This is a genomic window from Nocardia sp. NPDC003999 (assembly GCF_053604885.1).
Map to the genome: position 1 here is coordinate 67708 of NZ_JBSGIB010000016.1, position 16376 is coordinate 84083.

At 67.5% G+C, this 16376-nt stretch carries 20 protein-coding genes; 11 read left to right on the forward strand and 9 right to left on the reverse strand.

Features of this window, described 5'->3' with window-relative positions; translation table 11 throughout:
• Positions 1 to 5: 5 nt before the first annotated feature.
• Together ACWESM_RS26705 and ACWESM_RS26710 are read right to left on the reverse strand one after the other, a co-directional pair.
• A complete protein-coding gene (locus tag ACWESM_RS26705) occupies positions 6 to 572 on the reverse strand; it encodes a PIN domain-containing protein (protein ID WP_364433195.1) in 567 nt (188 codons plus the stop codon).
• 2 nt (positions 573 to 574) lie between these two features.
• Positions 575 to 1033 carry a helix-turn-helix domain-containing protein gene (locus tag ACWESM_RS26710; protein ID WP_364433192.1) on the reverse strand — a complete coding sequence of 153 codons (459 nt, stop codon included), beginning with the start codon at positions 1031 to 1033 and terminating at the stop codon, positions 575 to 577.
• Positions 1034 to 1255: 222 nt separating this feature from the next.
• On the opposite strand from ACWESM_RS26710, the gene ACWESM_RS26715 reads away from it, so the two are divergent.
• The 5 genes from ACWESM_RS26715 to ACWESM_RS26735 all read left to right on the forward strand — a co-directional run bounded on the left by ACWESM_RS26715 (position 1256) and on the right by ACWESM_RS26735 (position 7006).
• Complete coding sequence (locus ACWESM_RS26715; protein WP_364433189.1) at positions 1256 to 2455, forward strand: NAD(P)/FAD-dependent oxidoreductase; 1200 nt, start codon at positions 1256 to 1258, stop codon at positions 2453 to 2455.
• Positions 2456 to 2645: 190 nt separating this feature from the next.
• Positions 2646 to 3605 carry an RNA polymerase sigma-70 factor gene (locus ACWESM_RS26720; protein ID WP_364433186.1) on the forward strand — a complete coding sequence of 320 codons (960 nt, stop codon included), beginning with the start codon at positions 2646 to 2648 and terminating at the stop codon, positions 3603 to 3605.
• Positions 3606 to 3634: 29 nt separating this feature from the next.
• Complete coding sequence (locus tag ACWESM_RS26725; RefSeq protein WP_452494069.1) at positions 3635 to 4678, forward strand: hypothetical protein; 1044 nt, start codon at positions 3635 to 3637, stop codon at positions 4676 to 4678.
• Between the two features lie 316 nt (positions 4679 to 4994).
• Positions 4995 to 5681, forward strand: a complete 687-nt coding sequence (locus ACWESM_RS26730) for a TetR family transcriptional regulator (protein ID WP_355073571.1) — start codon at positions 4995 to 4997, stop codon at positions 5679 to 5681.
• A gap of 167 nt (positions 5682 to 5848) precedes the next feature.
• The gene (locus tag ACWESM_RS26735; protein ID WP_355073573.1) at positions 5849 to 7006 is read left to right on the forward strand and encodes an acyl-CoA dehydrogenase; all 1158 of its coding nucleotides are present in this window, start codon (positions 5849 to 5851) and stop codon (positions 7004 to 7006) included.
• A gap of 336 nt (positions 7007 to 7342) precedes the next feature.
• Here ACWESM_RS26735 and ACWESM_RS26740 read toward each other — a convergent pair whose 3' ends face one another.
• The gene (locus ACWESM_RS26740) at positions 7343 to 7564 is read right to left on the reverse strand and encodes a hypothetical protein (RefSeq protein WP_452494071.1); all 222 of its coding nucleotides are present in this window, start codon (positions 7562 to 7564) and stop codon (positions 7343 to 7345) included.
• A complete protein-coding gene (locus tag ACWESM_RS26745; protein ID WP_364433175.1) occupies positions 7557 to 8099 on the reverse strand; it encodes a DNA-directed RNA polymerase subunit beta in 543 nt (180 codons plus the stop codon). The genes ACWESM_RS26740 and ACWESM_RS26745 overlap by 8 nt, the downstream gene beginning before the upstream one ends.
• A gap of 210 nt (positions 8100 to 8309) precedes the next feature.
• On the opposite strand from ACWESM_RS26745, the gene ACWESM_RS26750 reads away from it, so the two are divergent.
• Entirely contained in the window at positions 8310 to 9203 is an 894-nt protein-coding gene (locus tag ACWESM_RS26750) for a helix-turn-helix domain-containing protein (RefSeq protein WP_364433172.1), read from the forward strand.
• Entirely contained in the window at positions 9184 to 9399 is a 216-nt protein-coding gene (locus tag ACWESM_RS26755) for a DUF397 domain-containing protein (RefSeq protein WP_452494073.1), read from the forward strand. The genes ACWESM_RS26750 and ACWESM_RS26755 overlap by 20 nt, the downstream gene beginning before the upstream one ends.
• A gap of 103 nt (positions 9400 to 9502) precedes the next feature.
• Here ACWESM_RS26755 and ACWESM_RS26760 read toward each other — a convergent pair whose 3' ends face one another.
• Together ACWESM_RS26760 and ACWESM_RS26765 are read right to left on the reverse strand one after the other, a co-directional pair.
• On the reverse strand, positions 9503 to 9787 hold the full coding sequence (locus tag ACWESM_RS26760; RefSeq protein ID WP_397280147.1) for a GNAT family N-acetyltransferase: 285 nt from the start codon (positions 9785 to 9787) through the stop codon (positions 9503 to 9505).
• A 46-nt stretch (positions 9788 to 9833) separates the two neighbouring features.
• Positions 9834 to 11192 (reverse strand): FAD-binding oxidoreductase, encoded by a 1359-nt coding sequence (locus tag ACWESM_RS26765; protein ID WP_355073585.1) that lies wholly within the window; start codon positions 11190 to 11192, stop codon positions 9834 to 9836.
• A gap of 225 nt (positions 11193 to 11417) precedes the next feature.
• On the opposite strand from ACWESM_RS26765, the gene ACWESM_RS26770 reads away from it, so the two are divergent.
• The gene (locus tag ACWESM_RS26770; RefSeq protein ID WP_356964590.1) at positions 11418 to 11747 is read left to right on the forward strand and encodes a hypothetical protein; all 330 of its coding nucleotides are present in this window, start codon (positions 11418 to 11420) and stop codon (positions 11745 to 11747) included.
• Between the two features lie 60 nt (positions 11748 to 11807).
• Positions 11808 to 12317, forward strand: coding sequence for a GtrA family protein (locus ACWESM_RS26775; protein ID WP_364433166.1), 510 nt, complete (start codon positions 11808 to 11810; stop codon positions 12315 to 12317).
• A gap of 174 nt (positions 12318 to 12491) precedes the next feature.
• Here ACWESM_RS26775 and ACWESM_RS26780 read toward each other — a convergent pair whose 3' ends face one another.
• Genes ACWESM_RS26780 through ACWESM_RS26790 form a run of 3 tightly spaced genes read right to left on the reverse strand, consistent with a single transcriptional unit; the run spans position 12492 to position 14447 of the window.
• Positions 12492 to 13145, reverse strand: a complete 654-nt coding sequence (locus ACWESM_RS26780; protein WP_364433163.1) for a Type 1 glutamine amidotransferase-like domain-containing protein — start codon at positions 13143 to 13145, stop codon at positions 12492 to 12494.
• 7 nt (positions 13146 to 13152) lie between these two features.
• Positions 13153 to 13989, reverse strand: a complete 837-nt coding sequence (locus ACWESM_RS26785) for a maleylpyruvate isomerase family mycothiol-dependent enzyme (protein WP_356964585.1) — start codon at positions 13987 to 13989, stop codon at positions 13153 to 13155.
• Positions 13986 to 14447: an HIT family protein gene (locus ACWESM_RS26790; RefSeq protein WP_355073595.1), complete on the reverse strand. Its 462-nt coding sequence runs from the start codon at positions 14445 to 14447 to the stop codon at positions 13986 to 13988. The genes ACWESM_RS26785 and ACWESM_RS26790 overlap by 4 nt, the downstream gene beginning before the upstream one ends.
• A gap of 406 nt (positions 14448 to 14853) precedes the next feature.
• Between ACWESM_RS26790 and ACWESM_RS26795 the strand changes: the two genes are divergently transcribed.
• Positions 14854 to 16059: a Re/Si-specific NAD(P)(+) transhydrogenase subunit alpha gene (locus ACWESM_RS26795; RefSeq protein ID WP_355073597.1), complete on the forward strand. Its 1206-nt coding sequence runs from the start codon at positions 14854 to 14856 to the stop codon at positions 16057 to 16059.
• Complete coding sequence (locus ACWESM_RS26800; RefSeq protein WP_063023007.1) at positions 16059 to 16373, forward strand: NAD(P) transhydrogenase subunit alpha; 315 nt, start codon at positions 16059 to 16061, stop codon at positions 16371 to 16373. Before ACWESM_RS26795 ends, ACWESM_RS26800 begins: the two co-directional genes overlap by 1 nt.
• The last annotated feature ends 3 nt before the right edge of the window (positions 16374 to 16376 follow it).

The following is a 16376-nucleotide window of genomic DNA, read 5'->3' on the forward strand; positions in this document are numbered from 1 at the left end:
CACGGTCAGCGGTCGCGCCTGCCTGCACGCAAACTTGCGACCGCTTCCACCAATCCGGCGTTCTCCAAGGCGTCCAGCACGTCTTCAGTGGTCTCCGGTGGGTTGGTGCGTGAATCGGCGATCTGCTGGATGCACGCCCAGACCACACGGTCGTCCAGATCGATCTGGTCGAGCACGAAATCATCGGGACTTTTCGCCTCGATGTGCCAGGGTTCCAGCGCGTCATCCGGAAAGTCCGCCAGGTTGGAAGTCACGATGACTTGTGCCCGAGCAGCGATGGCGGCTGCGAGGACATGCCGATCATCTGGGTCGGGGAGCTTCACCGCGTCGATCAGTGGTTCGTATCCGTAGATGCGGCAATCCGGCACGGCATCGTTTATCAATGCGCGCAGTCGGGTCAGCCGGTCCGTCGGAATGTCCGGCCGTTTCGCGGCTAGGTTGTTCAGCGCCTCGTCCAGGATGCGATCAGTCCACTTCGCCTGCACGGCACCCGATCGCGCAAGGCGGATGAGTAGATCCCGCAGTGTGTTGCCATACAGCACATTGGCGTCGTAGACGACAACGAAAGCCATGGTCAGATGCCGAGATCTCGGCCGAGTTCCGCCAATTCATCCATCGCGGCTCTGCTCTTGGCCTCGGCTCGCCGCTGGTACTGCTTCAAGTCGTCGTATCGGATCCGACGGTGCCGCCCGACCAGGCGAAAGGGAATCTCGCCTGCTTCCAACAGCGTCACGACGTAGGGGCGCGACACGTTCAGCATGTCCGCCGCCTGCTGCGTAGTGAGTTCGGCATGCGAGGGCACGACGGTGACACCACGTCCCTCGGCCGCCTGCGCCAGGATGAATGCCAACATGCTCACGGCCTGGCGGGGCAGTACCAAGGCGTCATCGCCCGGATGCTCAGGGGCCACCTGGATGGTTTGCTCGCCGGGGTGCCGCATCAGATAGTCCTTGATCCGGCGCATGGCCCGAGCTGCGACATCGGCATCGATCGCTCCTGGCTCGGCGCGCATTGCGTCTCGGATGTTCGCCACGCTGATCACCTCCTAATCGCAGTATACGAAATAATCAAAATATTCGAAACGTTCCCCCGGCATCGCAACCGAGTCGCTGGCCGGTGCCGCGGATCCGCGGCCAGCCCCCGCGATGCCGGTGCGCACCCCGCGGCGCTTGAATAGTGATCTACGTCACCTAGTGTCAGGATGTTCGAAGCTGCGGTGTCTTGTTTTCGAGCCTCTCGGAGCGAAGGAGACACCATGAGCAAGAAGATCGACGTGGTCGTGATCGGTGGCGGGTATGCCGGTGTGATGGCGGCGAACCGGCTGACGCAGCGCGATGACGTCGCGGTGACCGTGATCAATCCGCGCTCGGCGTTCGTTCCCCGGCTGCGTCTGCATCAGCTGGTGGGCGGGACGCACGATGCGGTCGTCGACTACACCGAAGTGCTGGCCGAGGGGGTCCGGCTGGTGGTCGACAGCGTGACACGGATCGACGCGGCCGGGCGCAGCGTGACGTTGGCCGAGGGGGGCACGGTCGGCTATGACTACCTGGTCTACGCGGTGGGTAGCGGCAGCGCGGGCTCGCGGGTGCCGGGCGTGGACGAGTTCGCTTATCCGATTGCCACTTTGGAGGCGGCGCAGCGGTTGCGGTCGGTGCTTTACGACACGCCGACGACGGCGGCGGTGACGGTCGTCGGGGGTGGTCCGACGGGCATCGAGACCGCTGCGGAGCTGGCGGAGCAGGGTCGCGCGGTCACGTTGGTGTGCGGCGGCGTGGTCGGCCCGTACCTGCACCCGAGGGCCCGGCGGACTGCCCGCAAGTACCTCGCCAAGTTGGGGATCACCGTGCTCGAAGGCCCTGATGCGGCGGTCACGGCGGTGACGCGGGAGGCCGTGGAACTCGGTGACGGCCGCACATTGGCGAGTCGGGTGACCATCTGGGCCACCGGGTTCGGTGTGCCGGATCTGGCCGTCACCAGCGGACTGAGCACCGACGCTACGGGACGGCTGCGCACCGACGAGACGTTGACCAGCGTCGACGACGAGCGCATCGTCGCGGCCGGGGATTCGGCGGCGCCGTCCGATCTGCCGTTCCGGATGAGCGCCTATGCCGCGGGGTGCCTTGGCGCCCATGCCGCCGACACGGTGCTGAACCGGATCGCGGGTGAGAGGCCTGCGCCGATCGACCTGTCTTTCCCCGCGATGTGCATCAGTTTCGGCCGGGGCGCGGGAATCTTCCAGCTCGGCCACAAGGACGACACCGCGATGCCGCTCTACTTCAGTGGACTCGCGGGCAAGAAGTTGAAGGAGTTCTCCTGCGCCGCCAGTGTCGAGCACCTGGTGAACGAAGCGCGCAAGCCCGGCTCGCATCACTGGCCCAAGGACGGCAAGCACCGGCCCCAGCTGCTGCGGGAGCAGCGCGGCGGCGCGCCGGTCGCCGCCGAACCGGCTGTGTAGCAGCGCCGGTGGTCTCCGGTCGACTACTTCGCCCGCACGGGGTGTGGCAGCGCTGTTCTCGCCGTCGCCGCCGCACCCGCCCGGCCGTCGGCGCATCGCCGGATGCGAGCGCATCGTCCGGTGTGCGCCGGACTGGGCATCGACGATCCAGCGAGTCGGATCGAATGTCTGAGCAACAGAAGAGGACCTCATGGAAGCAGCCAGTGGAGCCGATGAGAAACGGTGGACCGACCAGAAGGCAGAAGGCCGGGACGGCGGCGACCACACCGCCGCGGCGGCGACCGAGACGTTCCTCGCCCACCGCAACCTGCTGTTCACCGTCGCCTACGAAATGCTGGGATCGGTGGCCGACGCCGACGACGTCTTGCAGGAGACCTGGTTGCGCTGGGTCGGCGTCGACGCGGCGCACGTCACCGAGCCGCGCGCCTACCTGGTCCGGATCACCACCCGGCAAGCGCTCAACCGGCTGCGCTCGGTGAAGCGCCGCAGGGAGGCATACGTGGGCTCCTGGCTGCCGGAGCCGCTGCTCACCACACCGGATGTGGCCGCAGACGTCGAGCTCGCCGAAAGCGTGTCGATGGCGCTGATGCTCGTGCTCGAGACATTGACCCCGATCGAACGGGCGGTGTTCGTGCTGCGCGAAGCTTTCGGGTTCGGCTACGACGAGATCGCGGCCGCGGTCGACAAGACGCCCGCCGCCGTCCACCAGATCGCCCACCGCGCCCGTCGCCACGTGGAAGCTCGCCGTCCACGCCGCTCGGTCACGGCGCGCCAGGCCGAGGCGGCTGCCGAGGCGTTCCGGCGCGCGCTCGAGACTCGCGACGTGCAAGGACTGCTCGCCGTGCTCGCCCCCGACGTCGTCGCCATCAGCGACGGCGGAGGTATCAAACAGGCCACGCCACGGCCGGTCTTCGGTGCCGAAAAGGTGGCGCGCTTCATCGTCGGCGGCCTCACCAAGCACGATGTCGCGCTCACCGTCGAATCGACCACGGTCAACGGCAGCCCCGCACTGGCTCTGCGCATGGACGGCGAACTGGACGGCGTCCTCGCGATGCGCGTCGAGGACACCCGTATCACCGGCCTCTACTACGTGCGCAACCCGCAGAAACTGACCCACGTCGATTCGCAGACCCCGCTCACCCTGCGATGAACACCGACCCCACCGTTCGAGGAGTAGACATGACCACGCTGGCACCGCTTGCCGACACTTTCCCGTCGCGATGGCCGACGGTGGCCGGAGCGGTTGCCCTGCTCACGGCGATCGTCAGCGTGCTGCTCGTCGCCTTCGCCTGGCCGTCGGCGCGGTCGTCGGTACACGATGTGCCGATCGCCGTCGCCGGTCCGGCCACCGCGGTCGCTCAGGTCCGCACGGCACTCGAGCAACGGCTGCCGGGCGGCTTCGAGATCACCGAGGTCCCCGACACCGCGGCCGCGGAAACGCTGATTCGCGACCGGCGGGTGTACGGGGCGATCGCCGTCGGCTCCGGTGCTCCCGAGGTCATCGTCGCCTCCGCCGCGAGCACCTCGGTCGCCCAGACCTTGCAGGGCATCGCGAGCGGCCTCGCGCAGGAGGGCAAGCCCGGCACGGCGGCCCGCGACCTCGCCGCCCTGCCCGCCGACGACCCGCGCGGCGCTGGCTTGTCGGCAGGCGCCCTGCCCCTGGTCATGGGCGGTCTGCTGGCCGCGGTCCTGCTGACCCGGCTCGTGCGCGGCACCGCCCGTCGGCTCACCGGAGCGTTCGCCTTCGCGGTCACCGGCGGCCTGGCCGTCGCCGCGATCCTGCAGTTCTGGCTCGGCTCGCTCAGCGGCTCCTACCTCGCCAACTCCGGCGCCGTCGCTTTGTCCATCGCGGCCACCGCTGCGGCCGTCCTCGGGCTGGAGGCGCTGCTCGGATACGCCGGGATCGGAATCGGCGCCGTGCTCATGATGCTCATCGGTAACCCGCTCTCGGGTACCGCGACCGCACCCGAAATGCTGCCCGGCTGGTCCGGCGCGCTCGGCCAGCTGCTGCCACCCGGTGCCGGTGGCCGGTTGCTGCGATCCACTGCCTTCTTCGACGGTCGAGGGGCCACCCACGCCGTTCTCGTCCTGCTGGCCTGGCTCGCGCTCGGCGTCACGCTGTGCCTGGTCAGCGGGCTGCGCGCACGCCGTGCCGCCACCGGCGCGGCGGGACTTCGGGGTACCGCAACACCGGCCGACATGTCGGCGACCCTCGGCAGCTGACCGGACGAAGGGGCATGCTTCCGCACGCTGATCGGGCTGTGCGCGGACGAACAGGGTGTTCGCACCCAGCGCACCCAGCAGGGGCAGCCCGGCGACGCGATCGGCCGGGAATCCAGCACGGCAGCGTTGCGGCAACGCGCGTCGCACGCCCTGGTCACCGCGACGATCGCGGCAACGCCGGTTGGGAGCACGGTCGGTCTCGCCGAGCCGCGGCAACTGCGGTCGAGCCCCGTCGACCTGGTGATACGGCGGCGGACCGCGAAAGCTTCCGGTGTCGGGGACTCGCGCTCTCGGCCGCTGACTACGGTGTGAGGTCGTGACTACAGGGGATATCGCTCGAACGCGGGGAGGCGACGACACCGCGCATTTTCGGCTCACGGTGGTGGATCAGGCGCTGCGGCTGTTCGCCGAGAAGGGGTATGAGGCGACGACCGTCGACGAGATCGCGGAGGCGGCGGGCATCTCCCGGCGCACGTTCTTCCGGCAGTTCCGGTCGAAAGAGGACGTGATCTTCGCCGACCACGAGTCCCAGCTGGCGCAAGCGGAGGAGTTTCTGGCCGCGTCGCGAGAGGATCCGTGGGAGGCGGTGTGCTCGGCGGTGGTGCAGGTGTTCGAGCGGTTCACGCAGTGGCGGGAGATCGCGGCCCGGCGTTACCAGGTGGTCCGGCGGGTGCCCGCGCTGCGGGAGCGCGAGATCGTCACGGTGTTCCGCTATGAACGGTTGTTCACCGACTACCTGCGTGAGCGGCTGCCCGACGTCCCCGATCTGGCCCGGGTGCAGTTCACCGCCGCGGTGACGGCGACGCACAACTACCTGCTGCGCCGCATGGTGCGCGGCGAGTCGGACGCGGGCGCCGCGGACCTGCGGATGGAGCTGGCCGCCATCCCGCGCGGCGCCGGGCGTACCGCGAGCGCGGACGAGCTGGTCGTGGCGGTGTTTCCCCGTGACGTCGCGCCGAAGCAGATCGCGGACCTGCTGGTCCGCAAGCTCGGCAACCTGTGAACCCGGATCGAAGTGCGACCTATCTGACACTGAGTGCCACGTCATCTCCCCACGTAAGCCGCATCAGTATGGGTATACTCGACTCATAGATGGCACTGAGTGCCGAGATGCTGCTTTTGTTCGACGGAAAGCGGCGCCGACCACCGACGATCAGGAGTGAAGGCCCCATGGCGGGAAACCCCGATTTCGACCTGTTCAAGCTCGAGGACTTCCACGACGAACTACGCGAGGCGATCCGCGCCCTCGCGGAGAAGGAGATCGCCCCGCACGCGAAGGACGTCGACGGCAACTCCCGCTTCCCGGAGGAGGCGCTGACCGCGCTCAACGCCTCCGGCTTCAACGCCGTGCACGTGCCAGAGGCCTACGGCGGCCAGGGCGCCGACTCGGTGGCCACCTGCATCGTGATCGAGGAGGTCGCGCGTGTCTGCGGTTCGTCCTCGCTGATCCCCGCCGTCAACAAGCTCGGCACCATGGGCCTGATCCTGAACGGCTCCGAGGAGCTGAAGCAGAAGGTGCTGCCGGACATCGTCAACGGCGAGATGGCCTCCTACGCGCTGTCCGAGCGCGAGGCGGGCTCCGACGCGGCAGGCATGCGCACCCGGGCCAAGCAGGAGGGTGACGACTGGATCATCAACGGCTCCAAGTGCTGGATCACCAACGGCGGCAAGTCCTCCTGGTACACCGTGATGGCGGTCACCGACGCGGACAAGGGCGCCAACGGCATCTCGGCCTTCCTGGTGCACAAGGACGACGAGGGCTTCGTGGTCGGCCCGCTGGAGCACAAGCTCGGCATCAAGGGCTCGCCCACCGCCGAGCTGTACTTCGAGAACTGCCGGGTGCCGGGTGACCGCATCGTCGGCGAGCCGGGCACCGGCTTCAAGACCGCGCTGCAGACCCTCGACCACACTCGCCCCACCATCGGCGCGCAGGCCGTCGGCCTGGCCCAGGGTGCGCTGGACGCGGCCATCGCCTACACCAAGGACCGTAAGCAGTTCGGCAAGTCGATCGCCGACTTCCAGAACACCCAGTTCATGCTCGCCGACATGGCGATGAAGATCGAGGCCGCCCGCCTCATGGTGTACACCTCGGCCGCCCGCGCCGAGCGCGGCGAGAAGAACCTCGGCTTCATCTCCGCCGCCGCCAAGTGCTTCGCCTCCGACGTCGCCATGGAAGTCACCACCAACGCCGTCCAGCTGTTCGGCGGCGCCGGCTACACCACCGACTTCCCGGTGGAGCGGATGATGCGCGACGCCAAGATCACCCAGATCTACGAGGGCACCAACCAGATCCAGCGTCTGGTGATGAGCCGCGCCCTGCTCAAGTGAGGTTGTCGTAGATCGCCGGATGTTCGGGCGCGCCTGAAACCGTCTCTCGAGACGTCGAGGCATAAGCCGCCCGAACATCCTGTCGATCGCACCGCGCGCCCGCTGTCGGCTCGACGGCACCGAATAGGTGCGCAACCTGAAACCCGGATCACCGGGACGTCCTGATGCCTGCGCTTCGCCAGGGCCCAGAGTCGGCCCCATCCCAGGCGCCCCTCTCTCGAAGCGATGCAGCCACGAGTGGTACATGGTTGCGGCAAAACGCGAGTGACCTTCTCGCTGGTGTGCCACTCGTGGACGCACGTCGCGGTTTGCCGGGGCGACGTCGGTAAGGCGCTGTCAGGGCTCCAGGTAGAGGCGTTCGCACGGGAGTCTGGGGTAGTCGTCGGTGGTGTCTGTGGATACTTCCACTGCGTCGTGCCAGTGCCGGGCGCGCCATTCCTGGACGAAAAGGCATGCGGCCGTTATGCAGGCGAAGAAGTCGAGGCGTGCTCCGTGCCAGAACACCGACAGGTGCACATCCGGCTCCGACGGGATCGGGGAGACTGCGCGGTCAGGCATATGCGATCACCCGTCGACCGCGCGCGAGCTTCGCGGCCACGCAATGGCGGATCGCCGCGACGACCACGCAGCCGGAAGGGCGAAATGCCGTGTCCGGGCGTAGTATCCACGCGCGGAACTTGGTCCCTCGGTCGGCAGGGCTCGGCAGCGCGATCATGCCGCCGTAGCGGATGATCGACACGTTCAAGCGGAACATCTCGGCGAACAGCGGCACGTCGTCCGGTAGGTCAGGGCGGATGATGAACGTCCACCGCTTCGAGCGTGGATGCGACAGGATCGGCCCCAGCTCGTGGCCCTGGTCCTGCATCCACACCTTCACGTGATGTCCCAGTACAGCGGGCATGGTTATGCCCCAGACCATTCCGGTGCGGACGATGATCCGCCCGATCTGGGGAGGGTCCACGACCGCGGGGAGGCCGCACACTCGGCGGTAGTAATGGCATCGAGACAGCGGGGTGTCTCCGAACGCTATGGGTTCATCCATCAGAAGACCTCGGGTCACATCGACGGGTAAAAGGTGCGTCCGGTCCGCCATCGCTGTAGGTGGAAGGGGATTGCACTGCGAGCCTTGCAATCCCAGCCGGGCGCATCGTGATCAGACGCCGACCGAGGGACGCGGGCACTCCGAATCGGGTACACCGAAAGAAGTTCTTCGAAAGCCCAGCACGCGCACCGCAAACGGTGTGAGGATGTATGCGAGACGGGTAACCCGATGTGCCCGTGACGGGGTGAGGGGGAGGTCGACTTGTCAGAAAACGGCTCGACGCTGCCGCGTCGTCAGCTCGGGAGGTACCTGACCGAGTGGCGCACGCGTGCAGGCATGACCCAGGCGAAGGCCGCGAACCTGCTGGAGATCGGAGCGAGCAGCCTGCAACGGCTGGAGAAGGGGCAGAACTCGCGGATCAGGTCTCGCGATATCCAAGCAGCTTGCGATCTGTACGGCATTCCGAAGGAACTGGCGGTCGCGCTCGTCGGCCTAGCCAAGCAGGCCAATGTCAAGAGTTGGTGGCATCAGTACGGCGACCTCATTCCCAAGACCTTCGACGTGTATGTCGGACTCGAAGCCGCAGCGGTGAAGTTGGTGTCATACCAACCAGATTTGGTACCGGGTCTGCTCCAAACTGCTGACTACGACCAGGCGCTCATCGGGCTCGCGTGGCCGGAGGAAACGCCGGGGCAGTGGAAGCAACGTGGGCAGATCAAGGCCCAGCGACAGAATATCGTGACCCGTAGGACGCAGCCGGTCACGCTCGATGTGGTAATCGGCGAAGCGTCCCTCTGGCGGGTGGCTGGCAGCCATGCGGTGATGGCGGCTCAAAACCGCTATCTGGCGGACATCTCCACCAAGGACAATGTCACGATTCGCGTGCTGCCTTTTCATGCAGGTTTTCCTGGTGGAGTGTCCATGCCCCCGTTCGTCATCCTCTCCTTCGGAGAAAGTGGTGCCCCTGAGGACAGAATTGAGCCGCCTGTGGTCTATCTCGAAGGCGCAGTAGGCGATATGTATCTCGAGGATGCAGACGACGTTCGGTTCTACACTCAGCGGTACGACCGCATCAGGGAAGCAGCTTTGGACGCCAATTCGAGTAGAAGTCTGTTGCGGCAGGTAGCGAGGGAGCATGAGCAGCGTGGACGTTGACCTATCCGCGGCAGAGTGGTTCAAAAGCAGCCGTAGCCAGGCCGGTAAGGAGTGCGTGGAGGTTGCTTTTCTCGGCGAAGGCTTGGTCGGCGTACGCGACTCGAAGAACCCGACCGGCCCAGCGCTGGTCTTCACGCCCGGCGAGTGGAACACCTTCACCACTGGCATCACCGCCGGAGACTTCAAGCGACCCTGAACCCACCATCAGCCCGCTGGCACACTTTCGCGAGTGGCACATGGCTGTGGCAAAACGCGAGTAGACCTCTCGGTGGTGTGCCACTCGCGGCGCTCGGGTGTGTTTACTTCACCAAGTCGGCGTATTCGCTGTGTTGGGTGATGTACTGCTCTACGTACCAGCAGGTGGGGATGACCGAGAAGCCTGCGGCGCGGGAGTCGGCGAGGGCGTATTCGACGACTTGGGCGGCGACTCCTCGGCCTCGGAATTCGGGGAAGGTCAGGGTGTGGTGGAAGTCGCGGACCTTGGGGTTTTCGCGTTCGGCGTAGTCGGCGTACCCGGCTAGGGTGTCGTCGATGTAGATCTCGAAACGGGTATCGGCGACGTTGTGTTCGAGCCTGGTCGTCATGTCGGGGTAGAACTCCTTGTGCGTGGGGAATGTTCCGTCGCGGTGGTTACAGGATCGTGCCGGGGTTGAGGATGCCGTCGGGGTCGAGGGCGTCCTTGATGCGGCGGGTCAGGGCCATGACGTCGGGGCCGAGTTGGTCGGGCAGCCATGCCTTCTTCAATCGTCCGACGCCGTGTTCACCGGTGATGGTGCCGCCGAGGGCGATGGCGAGGTCCATGATCTCGCCGAAGGCGCGGTTCGCTCGCGCGGTGTGGTCGGCGTCGGTGGGGTCGTGCACGATCAGCGGGTGGGTGTTGCCGTCGCCCGCGTGCGCGATCACCGACACTGTGACCTCATTGCGCTCGGCGATTTCGGCGACGCCGCTCACCAAGTCGCCGAGCCGGGGCAGCGGAACGCCGACGTCCTCGAGCAGCAGCGGCCCGAGCTTCTCCACGGCCGGGATCGCCAGACGTCGGGCGGCCGTGAACGCTTCACCCTCGGCCGGGTCCTCGGTGTGGAAAACCTCTGTCGCTCCTGCTTTCTCGCAGGCCGCCGCCATGATCTCGGCCTCGCGGTGGGCGAATTCGCCGGGGGCGTCGGAGCGCGCGACCAGCAGCGCGGCCGCCTTCCGGTCCAACCCCATCCGCAGCTCGTCCTCCACGGCGTTGATCGACACCGAGTCCATGAACTCGAGCATCGACGGGCGCAGTTCGCCGGTGATGGTCAGGATCGCCTCGGTGGCGGCGGTGAGCGTGGCGAAACTGGCGACGACCGTGCTCTGCGGCGGTTGGGCGGGCAGCAGCCGAAGCGTCAGCTCGGTGATCACGCCCAGCGTGCCCTCGCTGCCGACGAACAGCTTGGTCAGCGACAGCCCGGCCGAGTCCTTCAAACGCGGACCGCCGAGCCGCACGACGGTGCCGTCGGCGAGCACGACCTGCATGCCGAGCACGTAGTCTGTGGTGACGCCGTACTTCACACAGCACAGGCCGCCCGCGTTGGTCGCGGCGTTGCCGCCGATCGAGCAGATCTCGAACGACGACGGGTCCGGCGGATACCACAGCCCGTGCTCCGCGACCGCGCGCTTGACCTCGGCGTTCAGCAGGCCGGGCTGCACCACGGCGGTCCGGGTCACCGGGTCGACGGAGATTTCCCGCATCCGCTCGGTGGTCAGCACGATCGCTCCGTCGACGGCCGTCGCGCCGCCGGACAACCCGGACCCGGCACCGCGAGGAATCACCGGGACGCGATGCGCGCTGGCCCACCGCAGCGTCGCGGCCACGTCGTCGGTGCTGGTGGCGCGCACCACGGCCAGGGCGGTGCCCGCGCCGGGATCGCGCGCCCAGTCCTGGCGGTAGCTCGCCAGCAGGTCGACGTCGGTGAGCACCGCGCCGTCGGGGAGGGCGGCGATCAAGTCATGCAGGTCCACCACCTCACGCTAGCTCCCCGTGCCCGATATTTGCTGATCGGTCGACCGTGCGTGTGTGGCGAACGGACGGCCTGGAATGTGATGTCAGCCGCCACAGTGGTATTACCGCCTACGGGAGACCAGAATGCCGACAGGGGCTTGACTGCTCGGGGCATCGAGTTCTCCTGGCGCCGCCACGTCGTGGCGCCGGCAGTCCATGCGGTTCGCCGCGGAGCACTTGGAGGGATGGAACGGATGCAGGGCGAGCAACCGAGTCGCCGGGAACTGGTCGCCGCGATGTTCTCCAGCGAGTTCGTCGAGGACGGTATAGACCCCGACGTGCTGCGCCGGGTGCACGCGGGCGAGCACGAGGAATGGCTGACCGCGCTGGACCGCTCCGGTGTCTTCGACAAGGAGACCCGCGCCGAGCTGGCCGACCTCTGGCGGCGCGAGCCCCGCGAGTTGCTGGAGGCGCTGCTGGCGGACGCGGACGATGTCGCGCGACGGCGATGCCTGGCGGCATGGGCGAGCCTGGACCACGCCGCGGACGACCCAGGCCAGGCGCAGATCGGCTGAGCCACCCCGCGGTCGCCGCCCGCTCATCTGCCGGACATCTGCCGCTGGCACGCTGGTCGCGTGCACGAGCTGTCCGAGACCGCCGACACCATCGCCGACCGGTTCACCCGCTGGTGCGAGTCGGTCGTGCACCGGATGCCGTTCGGGCTGAACCGTCTCGTCCCGCCGACCTTCCTCGGCTTCGCACTGATCAACAGCGGCACCTTCGCCGCCGACTTGGCGCTGCTCACCGTCCTGCACGGCTGGTTCGAACTGCCGGTGTGGTCGTCGGTGACGGTGGCATACGTGTGCGCGTTCGGGCTCAGCTTCGTGCTCAACCGCACGTTCAACTTCCATTCCCACGCGCCGGTCGGCAGGCAGGCCGCGGTGTACGTCGTGGTGGTGGTGGTCAACTACCTCGCGTTCATCCTGGGCATCGGCAGCGGGCTCACCGCGCTCGGCGTGGAGTACCACGTGTCCCGGTTGCTGGCGGGCGCGTGCGAGGCCGTCTACATGTACAGCGCCATGCGCTGGGTGGTCTTCCGCCGCGCGGTCGAGCCGGAACCGGAGCTGGCTCCCGACGCGATGTGAGGTGTCGGCGGTGGAGATGTGCTGCGGACACCTGTATCGCGCTATGAGGAGGCCGCGACCCGGCTGAGTGGCCGCCGGTCTGGACGACTCGCCCTGAATCGACGGACATCGATCGCCGAGGTCGATCGCCGCTCGGCTGTCGGAAAACGGCTGGGGGTCATCGGCGGCGGGAGATCACGACGCCACCGGACTGATCAGCACTTCGGTGCGCGCCCCGTCGACGACGATCACGTCGTCGTCGGTCAGCGCCCAGTGCGCGACGCCTTCGGCGCGGTAGCGAGCCGCGAGGCGAGTGCAGTCGCCTTCGGGGTCGGTGGCCGAATCGATGTGCGGCACGATCCTGCGGTTCACCAGACCCAGTCCGTCCCACTGCGGTTCGACGCCGCAGGCGGGAGCGACCTCGGCCGGATCGTCCACCGCATCCAGGCCGTGCAGGTCCGGGGTCAGCACGCAGGCCCCGGCGCTGTAACCGGCGTAGACGAGCGCGTCGGCGGCGAGTAGCCGGGGCAGAACGTGATCCGCGCCGCTGCGGGCGAACTGCGCGCGCAACACGAACGTGTTTCCGCCGCGTACCCACACGAGCGGGAACTCCGCCAGCTTCCGTTCCAGCTCGGCTTCCCGGCCGACGTACTCGCGCAGGTCGAGCACCTCGGGCTGGTAGCCGAGTTTGCGCAGCGGCGCCAGGTCGCTGGTCACCGCACCCGCCCACGCCTGCGGCCAGGCGTCGCAGGCATTGGGGATCAGCGCGACCCGGCCGGGCGGCCCCGCGAGCGTGACGAGCCGGTCGTAGTGCGCGCCGAACCGGTAGCTGGACAGGAACAGTCGCACCGGCGGCTCAGATGGTGAAGGCCAGGTGGCGGACGAGGCGCTGCCCGAGTTCGTCGTCGCCCTCGACGGTGATCTCGCTCGAATGCTCCTCGGCGCTGGTCCGACCGCCGCCGAGACGCACGAAAAGCCGAGAGTCCAAGCCGACCTCGACGGTGGCGGGTCCGTCGAACGCGTCCACGTAGTTCGCCCGGCCCGCCACCTGAATACGCAGGGTTCTGGCCAGCGGACCGGTCAGCGCGAAGGCGATCCGCGCGCCCTCCGGCGCTTCGCCCTTCTTCGCCACCACGCGCGGAATGCCGGCCGCGAACTCGTCGAAGGCCAATTCGCCGCGGGGACCGCCTTCCTCGACCCGCACCCCGAGCGCGTCGGCGATGTCGAGTTCGTGCATCCAGCAGTCGAACAACCGCACCCGCATGAACCTTCCGTAGGTCACCTGCCCGATCGGCGTGACCGTCTCCTTCTCCCATTCGGCGTCGCCCATGGCCGCGAGCGCCGCGCGCCTGCGGTCGATGACGTCGCGATAGAACGCGAGCAGGCGGGCCCCGGACAGCGGGCGCAGCCGGTCGACCCAGATCTCGTTGAGCACCGCGGTCTCGTTGCGCACGTAGGGCAGCGTGCGCACGTCGGTCTTGGCCTTGGTCGGGTCGTGCGCGGGCGGCCGGTCACCCAGCAGGAAGGATTCGGTGCCGATGATGTGGGCGACGACGTCGAACACGCTCCAGCCCGGCAGCGACGACGGGGTGCGCCAGCGATCCTCGTCCAGCGGAGCGACCAGCGCGTCGATCGCCTCCCACTGCCGTGACAGCAGGTCGATCAGCGTGGCCCGATCGAACGTCTCGGTCATCCCTCGGTTTCCTTTTCCGGGCTTGTGCCCTCGTTGTCCAATGCCGCGATCCCTTCCCGGATGGCCGCGGCGGTGGATATCGGATCGTGCGGGCGGCGCAGGAGAAAGCCCTTCGCGAATCGCAGCGTGTCGCCGTGTCTGCGCGGGATCACGTGCAGGTGGACGTGCGGAACGGTCTGGAACGCCGCCGTTCCGTCGTTGAGCACCAGATTGGCGCCGTCGGCGGCGAGGCGGCTGCGCCGGATGGCCAGGGCGAGCCGATGACCGGTCCGGAAGATCTGCGCACCGAGCTCGGCGTCGAGGTCCTCCAACTCGGCGGCGTGCCGCTTCGGTATGACCAGCGTGTGCCCGCGGGCGACCGGCCGGACATCGAGAAACGCGCACAGCGTGTCGTCCTCGTACACTTTCGCCGCCGGTGCCTCGCCTGCCACGATGCGGCAGAAGACGCAGTCGTTCACACGCTGGACCATACGGCGTACGAGCCGAGCGGAACACCCCGGATCGCCGATCGGCATGACGCATGTCACTATGCCGCTGTGGGCCGGGCGTCCCACCAGGTGCCCAACCTCGAGGTTGGTAACGAACTTCTCCGTACGGTCTTGCCGTGTTCACCTGCGGAGACCACGATCACACAGCGAAAAGGAAAAACGGTGGACGCCGCTCGGCGGTCGGCGGCTCCCTCGGTGGCGACCGAGGAACTCCGGCGTCCTAGCGCGATCCGTCCGGCGTGTGTGATGGGCATCTCAGCTAGGCTCACGGCGGGCCAGGTACAGTTGCGAAGATTTGGGCGAACTTACTCATCGGTAACATCGTCCGGTCGTCTGCCCGTTGCCTGAAGCTCAGTAAGAGAAGGAAGTCTGACAAGTGGAGACAACGCAGAGCGTAGGCGATCTGTCGCCGCGCGGCGCGCGTGTCGGTGTCGTTCGCGAATCCAACGCGGGCGAGCGACGTGTCGCTTTGGTGCCGAAAATCATTCCGAGCCTGGTGAAACAGGGTGTGGAAGTTGTCGTCGAGCCCGGGGCCGGGAAAGGCGCGCTGATTCCCGACGAAGCCTATGTGGAGGCGGGTGCGTCGATCGGCGATCCGTGGTCGGCGGATGTGGTGGTGAAGGTCGCCCCGCCCAGTGACGCCGAGGTGGGCAAGCTGTCGTCGGGGCAGACGCTGATCGGTTTCCTCGCGCCGCGCAATGCCGAGAATCAGATCGGTGCGCTGAAGTCGGCGGGGGTGCAGGCGTTCGCGGTGGAGGCGATTCCGCGGATCTCGCGTGCGCAGGTGATGGACGCGTTGTCCTCGCAGGCGAATGTGGCGGGTTACAAGGCGGTGTTGCTGGCGGCGTCGGAGTCGACGCGGTTCTTCCCCATGTTGACCACGGCGGCGGGCACGGTGAAGCCGGCGACGGTGCTGGTGCTCGGTGTGGGTGTGGCCGGTCTGCAAGCGCTGGCCACCGCGAAGCGTCTTGGTGGACGGACCACCGGTTACGACGTGCGCCCCGAGGTGGCCGATCAGGTGCGGTCGGTGGGTGCGCAGTGGCTGGATCTGGGCATCGATGCCGCCGGTGAGGGCGGGTACGCCCGTGAGCTCACCGACGAGGAGAAGGCGAAGCAGCAGCAGGCGCTCGAGGACGCGATCAAGGGCTTCGACGTGGTGATCACGACCGCGTTGGTGCCGGGCCGTCCCGCGCCCCGGTTGGTGACCGCGGCCGCGGTGGAGGGTATGAAGCCCGGCAGTGTGATCGTGGACCTGGCGGGAGAGACCGGCGGCAACTGCGAGCTGACCGAGCCGGGTGAGGTCGTGGTGAAGCACGAGGTGACCATCGCCTCGCCGTTGAATCTGCCCGCGACCATGCCCGAGCACGCTTCGGAGTTGTATTCGAAGAACATCGCGGCGTTGCTGGAGTTGATGCTGGTGGACGGCAAGCTCGCGCCCGACTTCAGCGACCAGGTGCTGGCGGATTCCTGCGTCACCCGTGAGCCGGACGCGCCCGAGGCGCCTGCCGAGGCGACGGGGGCAGCGGAGTCCGCCGAGGCAGCGGCTGTGTCGGAGCCGACCGAGGCGAAGGTGGAGAACTGATGTATACCGAACTTCTGGCGAATATCGCGATCCTGGTGTTGTCGGGGTTCGTGGGTTTCGCCGTGATCTCCAAAGTCCCGAACACGTTGCACACGCCGTTGATGTCGGGCACCAACGCTATTCACGGCATCGTGGTGCTCGGTGCGCTGGTCACCTTGGGCAACGTGCAGGATCCCTCGATCCTGACCCAGATCATCCTGTTCGTCGCGGTGGTGTTCGGAACCTTGAACGTCATCGGTGGTTTCGTGGTCACCGACCGCATGCTGGGCATGTTCAAGAGCAAGAAGCCCGCTGCTCAGAAGGCCGGTGAATGATGC

Excerpts from the sequence above, each read along its gene's own strand:
- ACWESM_RS26705 (WP_364433195.1), bottom strand. The coding sequence starts at position 572 with ATGGCTTTCGTTGTCGTCTACGACGCCAATGTGCTGTATGGCAACACA.
- ACWESM_RS26715 (WP_364433189.1), top strand. The coding sequence starts at position 1,256 with ATGAGCAAGAAGATCGACGTGGTCGTGATCGGTGGCGGGTATGCCGGT.
- ACWESM_RS26720 (WP_364433186.1), top strand. The coding sequence starts at position 2,646 with ATGGAAGCAGCCAGTGGAGCCGATGAGAAACGGTGGACCGACCAGAAG.
- ACWESM_RS26725 (WP_452494069.1), top strand. The coding sequence starts at position 3,635 with ATGACCACGCTGGCACCGCTTGCCGACACTTTCCCGTCGCGATGGCCG.
- ACWESM_RS26735 (WP_355073573.1), top strand. The coding sequence starts at position 5,849 with ATGGCGGGAAACCCCGATTTCGACCTGTTCAAGCTCGAGGACTTCCAC.
- ACWESM_RS26740 (WP_452494071.1), bottom strand. The coding sequence starts at position 7,564 with ATGCCTGACCGCGCAGTCTCCCCGATCCCGTCGGAGCCGGATGTGCAC.
- ACWESM_RS26745 (WP_364433175.1), bottom strand. The coding sequence starts at position 8,099 with ATGGCGGACCGGACGCACCTTTTACCCGTCGATGTGACCCGAGGTCTT.
- ACWESM_RS26755 (WP_452494073.1), top strand. The coding sequence starts at position 9,184 with ATGAGCAGCGTGGACGTTGACCTATCCGCGGCAGAGTGGTTCAAAAGC.
- ACWESM_RS26760 (WP_397280147.1), bottom strand. The coding sequence starts at position 9,787 with ATGACGACCAGGCTCGAACACAACGTCGCCGATACCCGTTTCGAGATC.
- ACWESM_RS26770 (WP_356964590.1), top strand. The coding sequence starts at position 11,418 with ATGGAACGGATGCAGGGCGAGCAACCGAGTCGCCGGGAACTGGTCGCC.
- ACWESM_RS26785 (WP_356964585.1), bottom strand. The coding sequence starts at position 13,989 with ATGACCGAGACGTTCGATCGGGCCACGCTGATCGACCTGCTGTCACGG.
- ACWESM_RS26800 (WP_063023007.1), top strand. The coding sequence starts at position 16,059 with ATGTATACCGAACTTCTGGCGAATATCGCGATCCTGGTGTTGTCGGGG.